A 17970-nucleotide genomic window follows, 5' to 3' on the forward strand; every position below is an offset into this window, starting at 1 on the left:
GTAATCAAGGTCGTGCACGCACAGCGATAGGGGGTTACCCGGATGTGTGTCACACCCTTCTCTGTTGTGGTGACAAAGTATAGGTATGCCCCTCGCTCAGGACCTATTAAATTTTCTGGAAACCCAGCTTAATGAACCTTGAAGGGTTATTCTTGCAACCTCGACCGTTATTCGGTCTTGTTTCCACTATCTCACCATCATGTCTATGTCCGCTTCCTGGCCATATCCCACCCATATTGCCCATCGCGGCGGCGGCCGCCTGGCCCCCGAAAACACATTGGCTGCGATGCGCGTAGGCGCTGAGCATGGTTTTCGCATGGTCGAATTCGACGTCAAACTCAGTCGAGATGACATCGCTTTTCTGTTGCACGACGATGACCTGGACCGTACGACAGATGGCCGTGGCCCTGCGGGTGCTCTCCCCTACACCGAGCTCGTGTTATTGGACGCGGGCGGCTGGCATTCACCGGCCTACGCCGGCGAACCTGTAGCCAGTTTTCAGGCCGTGGCCCGCTACGCGATCGCCAACCACATTGCCTGCAACGTCGAAATCAAACCCAGTCCTGGCCGCGAAGCCGAAACCGGCACCGCAGTAGCGTTAGCAGCACGCGCACTTTGGCAGGGCGCCACCGTCGCGCCCTTACTGTCCTCATTTTCCGAAGCCTCGCTGGCCTCGGCCCAGACCGCCGCACCGGAATTGCCCAGGGCCCTGCTGGTCGAACAGGTGCCCGCCGATTGGCGCGAACGTTTGGCCAAGTATGATTGCGTCGCCCTCAACATCAACCAGCGCGACGCCACGCCCGAACTGATCGCAGACGTACACGCAGCGGGCTACCGCATCGCCGCCTGGACCGTCAACGACCCGGCGCGCGCGCAACTGCTGCTATCCTGGGGCATGGATGCCATTTTCACCGACGAGCTGGCCAGTATTCCCCCTATTGCCTGACGACAGGAAATTATTTTGTTTAGTTATCGACACGCTTTCCATGCCGGCAATCATGCCGACGTGTTAAAGCACGCGCTGCTGGTTCAAATGCTGGATTATCTGAACCGCAAGGACAATCCCTATTGGGTCATCGACACCCACGCCGGCGCAGGTTTGTATGCGCTCGATGGCGAATGGGCAAATAAGAACGCGGAGTTTGCCGACGGCATCGGCCGCCTGTGGGACCTGAAGGACCTGCCGCCCCTGTTGGCCGAGTACGTCGCCCAGGTCCGGCGCTATAACCCCAATGGCCGCTTGCGTCACTACCCAGGCTCGCCCTGGCTGACATTAGACGCATTGCGTGACCGCGACCGGCTGCGTTTATTTGAAATGCATCCGACCGAATCTGGCATCTTGGCCAGCAACCTGGAAAAGCTCGACCGCGTAGCGCTGCGTCAAACCACGATTTTCGCGGCAGACGGCTTTGAAGGCATGAAATCGCTGCTGCCCCCGCCCACGCGGCGCGGAATGGTGCTGATCGATCCCTCGTACGAGGACAAGCAGGACTACAAACGCACCCTGAACGCCGTCAAAGAAGGCCTCAAGCGCTTTGCCACCGGCACCTACGCCGTATGGTATCCGCTGGTTCAACGACGCGAGGCCACCGAAATGCCCCGCCATCTCGAGAACCTGCCGATCAAGAACTGGCTGCACGTATCGTTGACGGTAAAACGACCCGCAGCCGATGGGTTCGGCCTGCATGGCAGCGGCATGTTCATCGTGAATCCGCCCTGGACTTTGCATGCCGCGTTGAAAGACACGATGCCAGTCCTGACAAAATTGCTGGCCCAAGACGACCGCGCCACCTACAGTCTGCAGCATCGCACAGACTGATAACCCGCTGGCAATCTAGTGCCGGCCTATGAGAAATCGTTGCTCGAGAGATCTCCTGTTTGCCACCAACGCCAAAGCCCTCGCATGCAGATCACGAACGCTATTCATGGCCGCGCCCGTAGGCGGCCATGAATAGCCGCCCTGCAAGATCTTCGTCCTTGCAGAAATCATCGCCTACGAAGCCTACGTAGACCGCTCGTGCCAGCGACGAGGGAATCAGAGATTTTGCGAGTCGAAGCGGGGCAGTGACCGTGTTGGCGCGCCTCGGAGTCGAGCGAGGGAAACCGAAGGAGCGTAGCGACGAGGTTGACGAAGCGGTGTCGGCCGCGCAGGCGGCCGACCGACTCCGTGAAGCGCCAACACGGTCACTGCCCCGCTTCGACGTCCAATAGCACTCGCTCCCCGTCCCGCCTGATCACCTCACCGCCGCAACATCCCCCGTAAACTCCCCAACAACAACAAAACAAACAAACTCAAACTCCAGAGCGCATACTCCACCCCGAACACTTCCACCATAGCATCCATGCAACTAGCATAAATCCCAAACAGCCAAGGCACCGCCCCATCCAACCCCGACGCGCTCATGAACTGATCCGCGAACGTCTGATCGCAAGAAAACATATGCGCCGCCACATCATATTGATACCAGGCCGCAGCAATCCCGCCCACACTCAATATGGCCGCCAGCCCCGCGCATAACCTAGCCAGCACCGCCACATTGGCGCCAATCAAAGCAATCACGCCAATAGTGAGATAGATCAAGCGCTGCAACACGCACCACGCGCAAGGCGGCATGTCATACACATGCTGCGACACCAGGGCAACGCCCAACGCACCAAAGCAGAAAATGGCGATCAGCCATAACAGGCGACGAGAAGATTGCATGTAATTAGACCGAGGTAAAAAACATGATGCCGGGCCATACCACTGCCCGGCATCGTTACAGAAAGGACAGGCCGATCATGCGCCGCATCAGGCGTCGCTCGACGAGAATCCCATGTTGAACTGCAGCCCGCCGGTGGACTCATCGCCGCCCGGGTCTCCACGCGATTGGCCCAGGCGCTCGAGGTATTCCGCCGTAATATCGCCGGTCACATACTGACCGTCAAAGCAGGACGACTCAAAACGCGTCAAAGCCGGATTGATATCCGTGACAGCTTGCTGCATATCGCTGAGGTCTTGATAGATCAACCCGTCAGCGCCGATCGTGCGCGCGATTTCCTCGTCTGTACGACCCGTGGCGATCAACTCGCTCTGCGTAGGCATATCGATGCCGTACACGTTCGGGAAGCGCACTGGAGGCGCAGCCGAGGCGAAGTAGACCTTGTTCGCGCCAGCCGCACGCGCCATATCGACGATTTCGCGGCTGGTCGTGCCGCGAACGATGGAATCATCGACCAGCAGCACGTTTTTGCCCTTGAACTCGCTGCCGATCGCATTGAGTTTCTGGCGAACGGATTTACGGCGCACCGCCTGGCCCGGCATGATGAACGTACGGCCCACGTATCGGTTCTTGATCAGGCCTTCGCGATAGTCCAGGCCCAGACGTGCCGCCAACTGCATCGCGGCGGGACGCGACGAATCCGGAATCGGCATCACCACATCGATATCGCCCAGACGCATATTGCGCGCCACCTTGTCGGCCAGGTATTCACCCATACGCAGACGGGCGTCATACACCGACACACCATTGATCATCGAATCGGGACGTGCGAAATACACGTACTCGAAAATACAAGGAACGAGTTGCGGATTGTCAGCGCACTGGCGGCTGACCATGCGGCCGTCCAGATCGACAAAAATCGCCTCGCCCGGCTCGACGTCGCGCACAAACGCAAAACCGCTACCCTCGAGGGCGACGGATTCCGAAGCGACCATCCATTCGGCGCCCTCATCGGTTTCCTGGCGGCCGATACACAGCGGACGAATGCCATGCGGATCGCGGAACGCCAACATGCCATAGCCAGAAATCTGGGCCACGACAGCATAAGCGCCACGCACTCGTTTGTGCACGGCCGATACCGCACGGAACAACGTGTCGTCGTTGAGCGATACGCCGGTAGCGGCCGACTGCAGCTCGTGCGCCAGCACGTTGAGCAGCACCTCGGAATCAGAATTCGTATTGATATGGCGGCGGTCATCGCGATACAGCGACTCGCGCAGCTCGCGCCAGTTGGTCAGATTGCCGTTATGGGCAAAAGTGATGCCGAACGGCGCGTTCACGTAGAACGGTTGGGCTTCTTCTTCGCTGGCGCTGGAGCCCGCCGTGGGGTAGCGCACATGACCGATACCGCTGGTACCGGGCAGCGACCGCATGTTGCGGGTGCGAAAAACATCCCGCACCAGGCCGTGGGCCTTGAACATGTTGAAGTGGCTGCCTTGGGACGACGTCGCAATACCTGCCGCGTCCTGGCCACGATGCTGCAGCAGCAGCAAACCGTCATAGAGCAGCTGGTTGACCGGCCCGCGCCCAATGACCCCGATGATTCCACACATGGTGATTTCCCGTTAAACGAAACTTAGTAGGGCAGCCACGTCGCCAACGACGGGGGCAACCACAACTTGATATGCCTGACGGCCTCGGTGGCCGAATGCGAAAACATGGCGTTTTGCCACCAGGGCTCTTGCGGCAACGGCGTATAGCCGCCCAACGCCACCAATATCAACACAAACAACAAGCCTCGCGCCAAGCCGAACACAGCACCCAGGCCATGATCTGCCGGAGACAAGCCAGTCGTACGGATCAGGGCAGCCAACGTCATATTGAGCAGCCCTACCCCTAGCAATACCAAAATAAACACCGCCGCATACGCAATACCCATACGCAGCATCGGAGTCTCTATATAGGGTTCAATCCAGCCATATACAGAGGGCCCCCACCAGATCGCTGCCACGAAGGCCAATAGAAATGCCATCAAGGACAGGATTTCTTTCAGCAGGCCGCGTACCAACCCCAGCAGACCGGAGGCTGCCAGGATGGCCAACACGACGAAATCGAAACCGGTCACTGGCTGGCAATGAAGCCGTTGTCATAACCCAGCGTGCGCAAGCGTGCCTGAGCGGCCTGGGCCGCCTCACGCGACGGGAATGGCCCCACGCGCAGGCGATACGACTGTTTACCTCCAACGGAAGCTTGTTCGACAAAAGCGTTGGTGACGCCAGCCTGGTGCAATTTGGTACGCCGCGATTGGGCATCGGCCTGGGCGCCATATGAAGCGATCTGCAGGACGAAATTGCCTTTGGCGGCGGGCTTGGGTGCAGCCGGTACGGGGGTATCAGACGGGGAACGCCCCTCCAGCAGGGCCAGGGCCCGAGCACCGTCCTCGTCGCGCGACTGCTGAGGTTTGGGCGGCGTAGCTGGTGGCTTGGTCGCTGGCGGCTTGGGCGGAGTCACCGCGGCAGGCGGCGTCTCGGGCCGCTGGGCGGTGGAAGCAGGCGGCGTCGCAGGCTGCGTGGACACGTCAGGCGGCGTAGGGACAGCCGGCGGCTCTACGGGCGGCGTCGCAGGCGGCGCGACCGCAGTACCCTCCGGCGTGGTACCCGTGGCAGCATTACCCGCGTCGGCCACGGCCGGCGGCGAGACCTGCGGTTGGTACGGCGTATTGCGATCCGGCAAGCGGATAGGAATATCGTCCGCGACGGGTACGGGCTCAGAGTCCAGTACCATCGGCAGCACGATGACAGCTGCGAGCACCAGCGCGACGGCGCCGGCTAACCGCCGGCGAGCACGCCCACGGAGTTCTGCCGCCTGGGCTTCGCTGGATACCGACGGACGCGGTCTAGAGGGCGATGCCTGAGAGGCGGAGTCTTTGCGAGTGAAAAATCCCATGGGCAGGAATTCCTTGCGACCTGACCGGAGCCTGCGCCCCGACTGCCGAAACCTTAAATTTTGCGACCCAGTGCCTGCAAAACCGCGGCAACGGTGAGAAACGAGCCAAACACCACGATTCTATCACCCTCGCCTGCCCGCTCGCGGGCTGCGGCGAATGCGGCAGCGGGGTCTGCGTAGGCCTGCACGGTGGGCGCGTCGGAATCAGCCGGAGCCGCCTCGAGTGCGGACGAGACGTGCTTGGCCAAGTCGTCTCCGCTGCCGCCTCGCGGCCCGGGCAGGCCTGCACAGTACCAGTGATCGATACGCCCCAGCATCTTGGCCAGGACGCCGTCGACGTCCTTGTCATTGAGCATGCCCACGACCGCATGGGTGTAGGGATGAAAACCCATGTTATCCAGATTCTGAGCCAGCACCGCTGCGGCGTGCGGATTATGCGCCACATCCAGGATGATGACGGGCTGCCCAGGCAAAATCTGGAACCGGCCCGGCACCGATGCCTGCAGCAGACCGATACGGACGGCTTGCTGCGGCACAGGCAGGCGGTCACGCACCGACTCCAGCGCAGCCAGCGCGGCCGACGCATTCAGCAATTGGTTTGCGCCCCGCAATGCAGGATAGGCCAGGGCATTGCGGCGCTGGCCTCGGCCGCCATAGGCCCATTGCTGGCGATCCCCGGAATAGTTGAAGTCTTTACCGAACAACCACAGCTCGGCGCCGATCTCTGCGGCGTAGTCCAGCAACGACTGCGGCGGCTGGGGGTCACTGCATATGGCCGGCCGGCCGCTGCGGTAGATATGGGCCTTTTCCCAGCCGATTTTCTCGCGGGTATCGCCCAGCCAGTCGGTATGATCCAGATCGACGCTGGTGACGATGGAGCAATCGGCGTCAATGATATTGACAGCATCCAGGCGCCCCCCGAGGCCGACTTCCAGCACGATGGCATCGAGATTCGACTGTGTAAACAAGCGCAAGATCGCCAGCGTGGTGAACTCGAAATACGTCAGCGTGATCTCGCCACGGGCCGCTTCGACCGCGGCGAACTGCTCGGTCAGCGCGCTGTCGCTGGCGATCTCGCCGTTGACCCGGGCGCGCTCATTGAAATCGATCAGATGCGGCGAGGTGTACAAGCCCACGCGGTAACCGGCGGCCAGCAAAATGGCCTCGAGCATGGCACAGGTCGAGCCCTTGCCGTTGGTGCCGCCGACGACGAATTTGACGCCGTTCAGCTGCAACGCCAGGCGATCCGCCACCTGCTTGACCCGGTCCAACCCCAGATCGATAGCCTTGCTGTGAATGGACTCAAGGTATTGCAGCCACTGAGGCAACGGCGTGGCAGCGTCTAAACGGGGGGCAGACATGAAAATATTCGAAAAAGGCGAAGACGCGGCAGTGTAACAGCCGCGTCGATTGACAGGGGGCATAGCCCCTGTTGGCATTGATGGATTCAGAGCCGGAATGACCGCCGTCGAATGGCGCTCATATTTGCAATGCGGGCCGAGATTTCAGGAGCTCGGCGTAGCGGGCTGCCCTTCCCTCATTGGGCTTTGATTTGTGCCGTTTCCACCCATTTTGCCCATCGCTGAATATCGCCGTCGATATATTTGCCGAATTCGGCCACCCCCATGGCCTGAGGTTGCAGCCCGAGATCGCTCAGCTGTTTGACCATCTCCGGATCAACGAGCGCATGTTTCAGATAGGTACTCATTTTTTCCACCACCGCCTGCGGTGTGCCCGCCGGTGCGGAGATCCCCATCCAACCTTCGACAATAAAGCCGGGATACACACTGGTGGTCGTTTCGATATTCGGCAAATGAGGATTGCGCTCTGTGCCCGTCACCGCGATGGGTTTCAGATTACCGCCTTCGATTTGGCCCTTGGCAGTCAAATAATCAACGAAGGCAAACTGAATCAACCCGCTGCGTAAATCCGTCAAAATCTGCGTCACGTTTTTGTATGCAGCACCCGCAATATCGATCTTTGCATACTGCTTGAGCAAATTCGGTGGCACCTGCGACGACGAACTGTAATAGCCAAAAAACACTTTGCCGGGCTCGCTGCGGGCCTGCTCAACCAATTCCCGCAATGTGTTGATCTTGCTGTCCGGTGAGACAACAGCCACGGTCTGGAATGTGCCTATCATCCCGACATTCACGAAATCCTTGTCGGCATCGTATGGCAGCGTTTTGTAGAGATACCGATTGGCGGATTGAGTGGAATTCGTCGAGAGTAGAAAGGTATACCCGTCTGGCGCCGCATTCTTGACCGCGGCCGTTCCTATCACGCCCCCTGCACCCGGTTTGTCCTGCACGACGACATTATCTACGCCCGCCTTCTGACTGAGATACCTGGCGACCGTACGAGCCGTCAGATCCGCCGCCCCGCCTGCCGCAGACGGCACAATAATGTTGACGGGTTTGCTGCCAGGCCAATCGCTGGCTAGCGCGGACACGGACACACTAGCCAGCATGCATACCGCCGCCAAAGCGGTCAAACTACGTCGATGTACTTTACTCATTGCCTTCTCCTTGTTATGTCGACGTCTACGGTGATCAGCAATGCCCGACACCGAAACAGCGCTGATACCAAACTAGAATCGCCTCTGCACTCTCCTGCCAGTCGGCGCCATACATCATGCAATGCGGTTGGGCCTCGAGCAGCTCGTAATCGATGCCCAGGAACCGGGCAATAGCCAAATCCTGTCCTGCGGGGTGGCGCTCCAGATCGTCCCGGCCCGCCTCCAGGCAGATACCTGGACACACGATACGGTCGGGGTCGACTTGCATACGCAATGTGTAGCGGTCATTCAACACCCGCGGGCTCTCGGCACGCATTCGTGCCATGACGTTTTCCACTCTGAGCTCGTCGGTTGCCCCGAGAAAGCGCCATCGAACCTCGTCTGGATCGGGCACCGCGCGCAACGTATCCTCCGGCAACGCCGGCAATGCCCGGGCACCGGGAAGATTGCCCGGCGGCGATGGCGCCAATAACACCAACCCTTGCGGATTCACGATCATGGCAGCCAGCATGGCCGGGATAGCCCCGACGCTATGCCCCACCAGCACGACCGGCCGGCCCAACGCCTCAATGCAGGCGATGAGTCGATCCGCCAGGAATTCCAGCCCAATATCAGGTGTCATCTCGTCAGCGAGCGAACCATGCCCCGGCAGATCCACCGCATAGCACCCAATGTGACGCTGTGAGAAATAGTCCAAGTAATGGCTGAAACACCACGCACCGTGATAGCCACCAGGCACGAATACCAACGCCGGGCGGTCTGGCAGACCTTCGCATCCCGTATATACCCGGCATCCCGCGAGGTTCGTCGCCGGGCGCGTGTCAAACCCGCTGAAGTCCAGATGATGTGCAAACTGCTGTGTCGAATGATCCATGGCGAGATGGTAGATATCGCCCAAAAATAAGTAAAATTAATTAATATTATTAATCAATAAAATAAACAAATGGCAGACAACGCATTCTCGATTAATCACTACCGCTACTTTCTGTGGGTCGCCGAAACGGGCAGTTTCAGGCTGGCAGCGGAACGTGCGCACCGCTCACAACCGGCGATTTCGCTGGCCATACGAGAAATGGAAGAACGGCTCGGCCAAAAACTGTTTGTGCGGGGCAGCCCGGTCGTGCCGACCGCGTTCGGGATATCTTGCTTAACGCTGGCCCAGCAACTGGTGGATCATGCCGACCAAGTCTCCTCGACGATGGGGAGCATCGCACGCAACGACAGCGGCTTTCTCAGCATGGCTTGTGTGATGTCGGCGGCGACACATTGGATGCCGGGTCTGGTTCGGTCCTATCGCCAGCGCTATCCCAATGTCATGTTGAACATTCGCGATGACAATTCCGAGGGAGTCGAACAGATGCTGTTACGAGGCCAAGCGGAACTGGGCATCTGCAGCACGGTCAGCGACAACTCGGCACTGAGCTTTCAGCCTTTGTTCAAGGATGAATTCGGGCTGGTATGCCATCGCGACCATCCTTTGGCCACGGCCGGTCGGCTGACCTGGAAGGACATCGCCCATCTGCCCCACATCGGAACAGTGGCTCACAGACAACTGGCGAGCTGCCCTCAAGCCGCGTTCTTATCCGAATGCCGGTTGTATATCGCAAACATGCTGACGCTCATCGCCATGCTCAGGCAGCAGATGGGCGTAACTGTGCTGGCTCGTTTGGGGCTGCCGCCAGACCAGAATGAATTGACGTTCGTGCCGCTCGATTCGCCCGGCGTAGAGCGCACCCTGGGGCTACGCATGCGCGCGGATCGCACACTATCGCCCGCAGCCGAATACATGAGGCAATTAGTGTTAGCCGAAATAGGTCATTCGCAGACAGGCTGAGCTCTGCTGGCTGGGGGAAAAGGCCTATTCCGGCAACACTGAACAAGGCGAAGACGGCGATCCAACAATGCAAACACATGCACCGCCTACTTGAGTGCCCCCAGCATCAGGTCGAGGTTTTGCACCGCCGCGCCCGAGGCCCCCTTACCCAGGTTATCGAACACTGCTGTCAACAGAATCTGACCCTGATCAGCATTCGCAAAAACAGCGAGCTCCATGTTGTTGCTGTCATTCAGACGCTCGGGATCCAACCCCTGCGACGCCGAGGATTCGGCCAATGACAATACCCGCACGTATTGCGCGCCCGCGTAATGATCGGCAAGACAAGCGTGCACCGTGTCCGCATTCGCGCCGGCTGGCAACAGGCGCTGCTGTAACGCAATGGTGAGCACGATCCCCTGGCGATAAGCCCCGTACGCCGGCACAAAAACCGGTGGCAATGCCAAACCGGCATAGCGCTGAATCTCCGGGACATGCTTGTGTTGAAGGGACAAGCCATAGACCTGGAATGCGGGCAGATTGCGGGATGGTTGACTGACGGTCTGCCCCTCCCCCTGCGAATCCCCGCCCTCGTACCGCTCGACAGCAGCACGCCCACCGCCGGAATACCCCGATACAGCGTGAATAGCCAACGGATAATCAGGCGGCAGCAATCCGGCCCTCGCCAAGGGCGACAGCAGGCCGATCGCACCCGTAGGGTAACAACCCGGATTCGTGACGCGTTTGGACTGTGCAATCAGCCGCGATTGATCGGCGCTCAATTCCGGAAAACCATAAGTCCAGCCATCCTGTACCCGATGGGCAGAGCTAGCGTCGATAACGCGCACGTCGGGATTTTGCACCAGCGCCACCGCCTCGCGCGCTGCCGCGTCGGGCAGGCACAAAATGGCAATATCGCAGGCATTCAGCGCCTCAGCGCGACGTTGCGGGTCCTTGCGATAAGCCGCCGGCAAGGTGTCAATGACAATATCGTCGCGCCCCTGCAAGCGCGCATGGATCTGCAGGCCCGTTGTGCCCTGGTCGCCGTCAATAAAAACATGAGGGGTGGTCATCGCGATGATTCCGGTGAATAGTCGATGGCGTTATCGTGACTCGGGCCATAAAATTAGAAAAGTTGAATTTAATAATCTTTCTATTCAGAAATTCTGATCAACGAGGCGCCATGCGGGAAATCAACCTGGATCAACTGCGCACGCTCATCACGATTACGGACCAGGGCTCGTTCGCCAAGGCGGCGGCACTGCTGCATCTGGCGCCGCCCACGGTCAGCCTGCACATCAGCGAATTAGAACAGCGCGTGGGCGCGCAATTGCTGTCTCGAACCAAGGGTCATGTACGTCCCACGGCTATCGGCGAGAGCCTGATCGACCATGCACGAAAGCTGTTGGCCGACGTAACGCATGCCCTGGATGACGTGTCACGTCAGGCCCAAGGTCTGGCGGGCCGCGTCCGGCTAGGCGCATCCACCGGGGTCATCGCTCATTTGCTGCCGCGCGCCCTGGCAGCATTGGCGCAATCGCATCCGGCAATAGACGTACAAATCGCAGTCCTGACCTCGCAACAAACCCTCGCACAGTTGAGCGATGGATCGCTCGACATTGGCATCGTCGCCCTGCCTCAAGCCAAGGTTGCCGGCCTGACAATCCAACCGTGGCGGCGTGATCCCGTCGTGGCCTTCCTGCCTGCGGCCTGGCGCGCGCCTGCCCGTATCACCCCTCGTTGGATGGCCGAACGGCCGCTCATCCTGAACGACCCCGGCACGCATCTGTCCAGATTGACCACACAGTGGTTCGCCGACGTCGGCCTGCGCCCTGTTCCCCGCATCGCGTTGAACTACAACGACGCCATCAAAAGCCTGGTCGGCGCAGGCTATGGCGGCACATTATTGCCTCACGAGGCGGGCGCACCATCACCCGATGAACGCATTCTCATGCGGCCCTTGCGGCCAGCCTTGTGGCGGCAATTAGGAGTCGCTTATCGCGAGCAACTGAGCGAGCCTGCTACACGCCATATGTTGGCGGCTTTGTGGGATTTGCAGCTGCAGTGAAATCGAGCTGTTTTGTCAGGTAGTGGCCGCAGACCCGTTGGGCTAGCGAGTCCTCAGACGCAAGCCCCCAAAACGCAGCCAAGCAGATCCTCCAACTAACTCAACGCCACCCCGCCGCATGCCCGGCCCGATCGCTTGAGGTGGGCGCGCAGGGCGGCCGCCGAAAGCAGCACCGCAAGATCTTTCTCTTTACCAATGCGGCGACGAAAAAACGCCAAGCAAGAAGATCGTGCCAGCGGTGCAGAGAATTCTAGTTGCTGCCAGTCGAGCCGAGGCAATCGGCCCGGCCGGGCGCCTCAAAGTCGAGCGAGCAGCCACCGAAGGGAGCGCGAAGGCGCGGACGAGGTGAGCGACGCGATGTCCGGCGCCCGCGCGCCGGACCGACTTTGTGAAGCCCGGCCGGGCCGATTGCCTCGGCTCGACGACCAACAGAACCCCCTCTCCACGCAGACAAACACGCCCCTTCCGGGAAAACCCCCTTGCCCAACATTTCACATCCATGAAATAATTTTCACACTTATAAAATTTACCAGCAACCCAAAATCATGCCCCAAACCCCCACCTGGCTAGTCCGCGAATCCCAAGTCCCCGGCTACCACCCCGCCAACCACACCGGCACCCTCAACCGCCGCCTGATCGGCCCAGAAACCGTCGGATCAAAACACGTCGAAGTCCTATTAGGCGTAATAGAAAAGGGCCAAGGCGCCCTACCCCACGCACACCCCGGCATCGAGCAAGTCTGTTATCTGCTCGAAGGCACCGCCCGCGCACAAGTCGGCGACGAATCCGCCGACATGGTCGCCGGCGACTGCTGCTATTTCCCCCCGGACATCCCTCACGTTTTCACCGTCACCAGCGACACCCCCGTGCGCTTGCTGGTCATCTACTCGCCGCCTTACGAAGAGTCCCCAGATCGCGTAATACGCGGTTTTGCAGCCCCCACGACGGAAAAAGCGCCCACGTAATACCTGCCACCCGGCCCAGCGGCCACCGCGAGCAACACCGCCATCACAGAGCCGCCGCCCATCCACCAACCGGAGAGACCCCCATGTTGTTACGCATCCTACGCGCCGCGGCGCTATGCAGCACCGCGCTTGCATCCGTACTCACGTCCCCCGCCCAAGCCGCCTACCCCGAAAAACCGATCACGTTGATCGTGCCCTTTCCCGCAGGATCCGGCACCGACGCGGTAGGCCGGATTTTTGCCGCCGAGTTGGGCCAGATACTGGGACAACAAGTGATCGTGGAAAACAAACCCGGCGCCAACGCCACCATCGCCGCGCAGTACGTCGCACGCGCCAAGCCCGATGGCTACACCTTGTTCGTCACCACGAACACCTCGCACTCCGCTGCGCCGTTCCTGATGAAGAACGTCCCCTACGATCCGGTCAAGGACTTCACGCCGATTGCGCGCGGCGGCAACTTGCCCTTTCTGCTGGTCGCCAATCCCAAGCAGCCCTACACCACCGTAAAAGAACTCGTCGACTACGCTCGCAAAAATCCCGGCAAAGTCACCTATGCCAGCGGCAATAGCACTGGCATCGTGGCAGGCGGCACACTGGCACATCGCGCCGGCATCGACATTCTGCATGTGCCTTACAAAGGAACGCCCCAGGCCCTGACCGATCTCGTCGGCGGCCAAGTCAACATCATGTTCACGGATTTGGCCTCGGGCCTGCCTTTTGTGCAATCCGGCCAACTGCGCGCATTAGCCGTGTCTACGGCAGAACGCAGCACGATCGTGCCTGACCTGCCTTCGATGCGCGAGGCCGGTGTGAGCGATTTTGATTTGAACTCATGGAATGGCTATTTCGGCCCGGCAGGATTGCCACCAGAGATCGTGACCAAACTCAACGCCGCTATCAATCAGATCGTCAACAAACCCGACGTGCGCAAACGCTTGGCAGATCTTGGGTTCGACGCGTTTAGCGGCACACCCGAGAGTTTTGCCGCATTCGTCAGCGAGCAGCGCGACCTCTGGGGGAAACTGATTAAAGACGCAGGAATCCAGGCGCAATGATCGTGCTGCTTTTTCAGAGATGTGCTGATTGCGCCTCGCCCTCTGCCCCCGCATTCATGTGCGTTAACGAAGTGTGCGGCGCCAGCAAACCACAGAGATTCGAACACTATGCAGCATCATGACGCACCTGCCCGCAAAGGGCCGACACCTGACACTGACACAGGCTCACCTCTTGTGAACACCGGTCCGCTGTCCGGCGTACGCATCCTGGATTTGAGCTCAGTCGTGATGGGCCCGTATGCCACGCAGGTGTTGGGCGATCTGGGTGCAGACGTGATCAAAGTCGAATCCCCTGCCGGCGACAACATGCGGGCCGTCGGCCCGATGCGCAACGCCGGCATGGGCCATTTGTACCTGCATTTGAATCGCAATAAGCGATCCATCGTGCTGGACCTGAAAACCGAGGCGGGCCGCGAAGCGTGTCTAAAACTGGCAGAGAACTGCGATGCGTTGCTCTACAACATCCGGCCGCAGGCCATGGCGAGGCTAGGCCTATCGTACGAGGCTGTGTCCGCGCGCAATCCTCGCCTGGTCTACATTGGCGCCTATGGTTTCAGCGAGGCCGGTCCCTACGCGGGCCGACCTGCTTATGATGATTTGATCCAGGGACAAACAGGCATTGCGGATCTGTTTCGCCAACAGAGTGGCGACGTCCCACGCTATGCGCCATTGACGCTGGCAGATCGCGCCGTCGGCCTGCATGTGGCCATCGCACTCGTGTCTGCCGTCCTGGATGCCCGCGCACGAGGCTCAGGTCAATCGGTTGAAATTCCCATGTTCGAAGGCATGGCCCATATGGTGCTGGGCGATCACCTCGGCGGCGCGACGTTCGAGCCACCGCTGGGCTCGACCGGCTATGCCCGCCTGCTGGCCGCGCATCGGCGTCCCTATGCAACGGCAGACGGTTATCTGTGCCTGCTGATTTACAACGACAAACACTGGCGAAATTTCTTTGCGCTGATCGGCCGGCCCGAGTTGGAACAGGACCCGCGATTTAGCAGCCACACCGCTCGCGCTCGTCACATTGACGAGGCGTATGCCTTTGTGGCCGAAATCATGCGTACGCGCAGCAGCGATGAATGGCTTGCGGCGCTGACACAAGCGGACATCCCTGCGGCGCACCTCTATTCAGTAGACGATCTGATTCACGACACACATCTGCAGAGCACCGGTTTTATTCACGAACTAGATCATCCGACCGAGGGAAAATTGCGTACGACCGCGCCGCTGGGGCGCTACGAACGCACCCCGACCACCATACGCCGGCCTGCTCCCCGCCTGGGAGAACACAGCCGGGAGATACTGCGCGAAGCCGGCTGCACCGATACCGAGATCGACGCACTGATTGCCGCTCGCGCCACGCAGGAAGTCAGAAGTACGTGAGGGTCATCGAAAGCCCCCCTTCGGAAAACGTGGCACCCAAAAGACATACACCGCGACGCCATATTCGGCCGTCGCGGGCCGACAAAGGAACTTCGTCATGGACTTTGAATTTTCATCCGACCAACTGGCGTTGCGCGATGCAATTGAACGCGTCTGCGAGCGCTATCCCAATGAGTACTGGCTCGAGCGCGATCGTGATGGCGGTTTTCCTCATGATTTTCATGCCGACCTGGCGCGCGATGGCTGGCTGGGTATTGCCATGCCGCAAGCGTATGGAGGCGCTGGATTGGGCATGACAGAAGCCGCGCTGATGATGCAAACCATCGCCGCCTCAGGCGCGGGTTTCGCCGGCGCATCAGCCGTGCATATGAATATCTTTGGTTTAAATCCTGTCGTCGTATTTGGCACCGACGAGCAGCGCCAGCGCTGGCTCGAACCGCTGATCGCAGGGCGCGAAAAGGCCTGCTTTGCCGTCACCGAGCCCGATGCAGGCCTGGACACCACCAAACTTTCCACGCGAGCAGAACGTCATGGTGACGAGTACATCGTCCATGGCCGCAAAATCTGGATCTCGACCGCACAAGTCGCTCACAAGATGTTGCTGCTGGCGCGCACCACTCCGCTCGCCGACGTCGCCAAACCCACTCAGGGCCTCTCGTTGTTCTACACCGATCTGGACCGCAGCAAAATCGAAGTCCGCGAAATCGACAAAATGGGCCGCAAAGCCGTCGACTCCAACATGCTATTCATCGACGGCCTGCGCATCCCAGTCGCGGACCGCATCGGTGAAGAAGGCCGAGGTTTTGAATACATCCTGCACGGCCTGAACCCCGAGCGCATCCTCATCGCCGCCGAAGCCGTCGGCATAGGCCGCGCCGCCCTCGATCGTGCCGTGCAGTACGCCGGTGAACGCACCGTATTCGGACGCCCCATCGGACAGAACCAGGGTATTCAACATCCCTTGGCCCAGGCATGGATGCAATTAGAAGCGGCCAACCTAATGGTCTTCAAAGCCGCCAGCATGTACGACGCGGGCTTGCCCTGCGGCCCCTATGCCAATACGGCCAAGTATCTCGCCGCAGAGGCGGGCCATAACGCTTGCCAGACAGCCGTACTCACCTTGGGGGGCATGGGCTATGCCAAGGAATATCACGTCGAACGTTTATTGCGGGAGAGCTATATACCCCGCATTGCCCCCGTCAGTCCGCAGTTGATCATGTGCTTCATTGCGGAGAAAGTGCTGGGTTTGCCCAAGTCTTATTGAATCGGCGTGGTGAGGGCTGGTGCTGGGAATTAGGGAGTACTTATAGGCGTCATGCGGCGCGCAGCATACAACAGACGAGTCCCCAAAGAGCCCCCTCTACGCATCATCGTCGCAAGCCTCAAACGCAGCCAAGCAGATCTTCCAACCAGGCACCGCGCCACCCCGCCGTATGCCCGGACCGATCGCTTGAGGGGGACGCGCAGGGCGTCCTCCGAAAGCAGCACTGCAAGATCTTTCTCTTTACCACCATGGCTGCGGAAAAACGCCAAGCAAGAAAGCCGTGCCAGCGATGCAGAGAATTCTAGTTGCTGCCAGTCGAGCCGAGGCAATCGGCCCGGCCGGGCGCCTCAAAGTCGAGCGAGCAGCCACCGGAGGGAGCGCGAAGGCGCGGACGAGGTGAGCGACGCGGCGTCCGGCGCGCAGGGCGCCGGACCGACTTTGTGAAGCCCGGCCGGGCCGATTGCCTCGGCTCGACGACCAACAGAAAATCTCACTCCACGAAAACCCCAGCCTACCCCTGCTCCAACCCCGTACAAGCCGCCCTCAATATCCGAGCACACTCCTCCTGCCGAGGCTCCAGCCGATAAACCGGCCCCCCGACAGAAATCGCATACGTCTCCCCCGACAACGTCACCGGCCAGGCCAGCGCACACACATCGGAAATCGACTCACCGAGGTTCATGAACCACCCCCGCTGCCGCGACAACTCCAGATCCCCATCAACCGCATCAATAGACGTCAACGTACGCTCGTTATAGCGAGTCAGAGAATAGCTATTCAGCAGCGCATGCCGAGCCTTCGTATCCAGGACAGACAACAACGCCTTGCCCAACGAATTCGCGTGCACCTCGCGAAACTCGCCCGCGACTGGGGCATAGCGAATGGTGTGCGGAGAATCCAGCACATCCAGATAGACAACCTTGCCCTCGCCGCTGAGTTTGCCGAACACAATCGTTTCCTGCGTGGCATCACGCAGTTCGACCAAGCTGGGATAAACACGATCCAGAACCGGATCGGACGCGGCGATACGTTGCGCCATCGCCAACAACCGGCCCGTAGGGTAATAACCCTGCCGGCGCCCCGTCTCATACAAATAGCCCAGATCGGCCAACGTACGAATCAGAGCCAGACAGCTCGAGACCGGCACGCCCAATAGGCGCGCCAGTTCCGACAAGGGCAGCGCACGCCGCTCGCGAGCATAGGTTTCTATGATCTCGATGACGCGCAGCGCTGTCTTGACGCTCATGGGCTAGGCA

Annotated in this window: 17 protein-coding genes; 8 read left to right on the top strand and 9 right to left on the bottom strand. The window is 59.9% G+C overall.

Annotated elements, in window-relative coordinates; translation table 11 throughout:
* Window positions 1-199 precede the first annotated feature (199 nt).
* Both ugpQ and ACYVI2_RS24965 read left to right on the top strand, forming a co-directional pair.
* Window positions 200-946 (top strand): glycerophosphodiester phosphodiesterase, encoded by a 747-nt coding sequence (gene ugpQ / locus ACYVI2_RS24960; protein ID WP_415819804.1) that lies wholly within the window; start codon window positions 200-202, stop codon window positions 944-946.
* 15 nt (window positions 947-961) lie between these two features.
* Complete coding sequence (locus ACYVI2_RS24965; RefSeq protein WP_415819805.1) at window positions 962-1819, top strand: 23S rRNA (adenine(2030)-N(6))-methyltransferase RlmJ; 858 nt, start codon at window positions 962-964, stop codon at window positions 1817-1819.
* Between the two features lie 420 nt (window positions 1820-2239).
* Here ACYVI2_RS24965 and ACYVI2_RS24970 read toward each other — a convergent pair whose 3' ends face one another.
* The 7 genes from ACYVI2_RS24970 to ACYVI2_RS25000 all read right to left on the bottom strand — a co-directional run bounded on the left by ACYVI2_RS24970 (window position 2240) and on the right by ACYVI2_RS25000 (window position 9040).
* Window positions 2240-2704, bottom strand: a complete 465-nt coding sequence (locus tag ACYVI2_RS24970) for a disulfide bond formation protein B (protein WP_415819807.1) — start codon at window positions 2702-2704, stop codon at window positions 2240-2242.
* 87 nt (window positions 2705-2791) lie between these two features.
* Window positions 2792-4315, bottom strand: coding sequence for an amidophosphoribosyltransferase (gene purF, locus ACYVI2_RS24975; RefSeq protein WP_415819808.1), 1524 nt, complete (start codon window positions 4313-4315; stop codon window positions 2792-2794).
* Between the two features lie 23 nt (window positions 4316-4338).
* Entirely contained in the window at window positions 4339-4827 is a 489-nt protein-coding gene (locus ACYVI2_RS24980) for a CvpA family protein (RefSeq protein ID WP_094820789.1), read from the bottom strand.
* Window positions 4824-5648, bottom strand: a complete 825-nt coding sequence (locus ACYVI2_RS24985) for an SPOR domain-containing protein (protein ID WP_415819809.1) — start codon at window positions 5646-5648, stop codon at window positions 4824-4826. The genes ACYVI2_RS24980 and ACYVI2_RS24985 overlap by 4 nt, the downstream gene beginning before the upstream one ends.
* A gap of 53 nt (window positions 5649-5701) precedes the next feature.
* A complete protein-coding gene (gene folC, locus ACYVI2_RS24990) occupies window positions 5702-7009 on the bottom strand; it encodes a bifunctional tetrahydrofolate synthase/dihydrofolate synthase (protein WP_415819810.1) in 1308 nt (435 codons plus the stop codon).
* A gap of 176 nt (window positions 7010-7185) precedes the next feature.
* On the bottom strand, window positions 7186-8166 hold the full coding sequence (locus ACYVI2_RS24995) for a Bug family tripartite tricarboxylate transporter substrate binding protein (RefSeq protein ID WP_415819811.1): 981 nt from the start codon (window positions 8164-8166) through the stop codon (window positions 7186-7188).
* Window positions 8167-8200: 34 nt separating this feature from the next.
* On the bottom strand, window positions 8201-9040 hold the full coding sequence (locus ACYVI2_RS25000) for an alpha/beta hydrolase (protein ID WP_415819812.1): 840 nt from the start codon (window positions 9038-9040) through the stop codon (window positions 8201-8203).
* 69 nt (window positions 9041-9109) lie between these two features.
* On the opposite strand from ACYVI2_RS25000, the gene ACYVI2_RS25005 reads away from it, so the two are divergent.
* Window positions 9110-10000 (top strand): LysR family transcriptional regulator, encoded by an 891-nt coding sequence (locus ACYVI2_RS25005; protein WP_415819813.1) that lies wholly within the window; start codon window positions 9110-9112, stop codon window positions 9998-10000.
* A gap of 86 nt (window positions 10001-10086) precedes the next feature.
* Here the strand turns inward: ACYVI2_RS25005 and argC are convergent, their stop codons facing one another.
* Window positions 10087-11052 (bottom strand): N-acetyl-gamma-glutamyl-phosphate reductase, encoded by a 966-nt coding sequence (gene argC, locus ACYVI2_RS25010; protein ID WP_415819814.1) that lies wholly within the window; start codon window positions 11050-11052, stop codon window positions 10087-10089.
* A 110-nt stretch (window positions 11053-11162) separates the two neighbouring features.
* Between argC and ACYVI2_RS25015 the strand changes: the two genes are divergently transcribed.
* The 5 genes from ACYVI2_RS25015 to ACYVI2_RS25035 all read left to right on the top strand — a co-directional run bounded on the left by ACYVI2_RS25015 (window position 11163) and on the right by ACYVI2_RS25035 (window position 16714).
* Window positions 11163-12047 carry a LysR family transcriptional regulator gene (locus tag ACYVI2_RS25015; protein WP_415819815.1) on the top strand — a complete coding sequence of 295 codons (885 nt, stop codon included), beginning with the start codon at window positions 11163-11165 and terminating at the stop codon, window positions 12045-12047.
* A 545-nt stretch (window positions 12048-12592) separates the two neighbouring features.
* A complete protein-coding gene (locus ACYVI2_RS25020; RefSeq protein WP_415822080.1) occupies window positions 12593-13012 on the top strand; it encodes a cupin domain-containing protein in 420 nt (139 codons plus the stop codon).
* Window positions 13013-13095: 83 nt separating this feature from the next.
* Window positions 13096-14067 carry a Bug family tripartite tricarboxylate transporter substrate binding protein gene (locus ACYVI2_RS25025; protein ID WP_415822079.1) on the top strand — a complete coding sequence of 324 codons (972 nt, stop codon included), beginning with the start codon at window positions 13096-13098 and terminating at the stop codon, window positions 14065-14067.
* A gap of 108 nt (window positions 14068-14175) precedes the next feature.
* Complete coding sequence (locus ACYVI2_RS25030) at window positions 14176-15450, top strand: CaiB/BaiF CoA transferase family protein (protein WP_415822078.1); 1275 nt, start codon at window positions 14176-14178, stop codon at window positions 15448-15450.
* A 97-nt stretch (window positions 15451-15547) separates the two neighbouring features.
* The gene (locus tag ACYVI2_RS25035) at window positions 15548-16714 is read left to right on the top strand and encodes an acyl-CoA dehydrogenase family protein (RefSeq protein WP_415822077.1); all 1167 of its coding nucleotides are present in this window, start codon (window positions 15548-15550) and stop codon (window positions 16712-16714) included.
* A 511-nt stretch (window positions 16715-17225) separates the two neighbouring features.
* On the opposite strand, the gene ACYVI2_RS25040 is transcribed toward ACYVI2_RS25035, so the two are convergent.
* On the bottom strand, window positions 17226-17960 hold the full coding sequence (locus ACYVI2_RS25040) for an IclR family transcriptional regulator (RefSeq protein WP_460490368.1): 735 nt from the start codon (window positions 17958-17960) through the stop codon (window positions 17226-17228).
* Window positions 17961-17970: the final 10 nt, after the last annotated feature.

The sequence above is a fragment of the Bordetella tumbae genome (genome assembly GCF_054780995.1).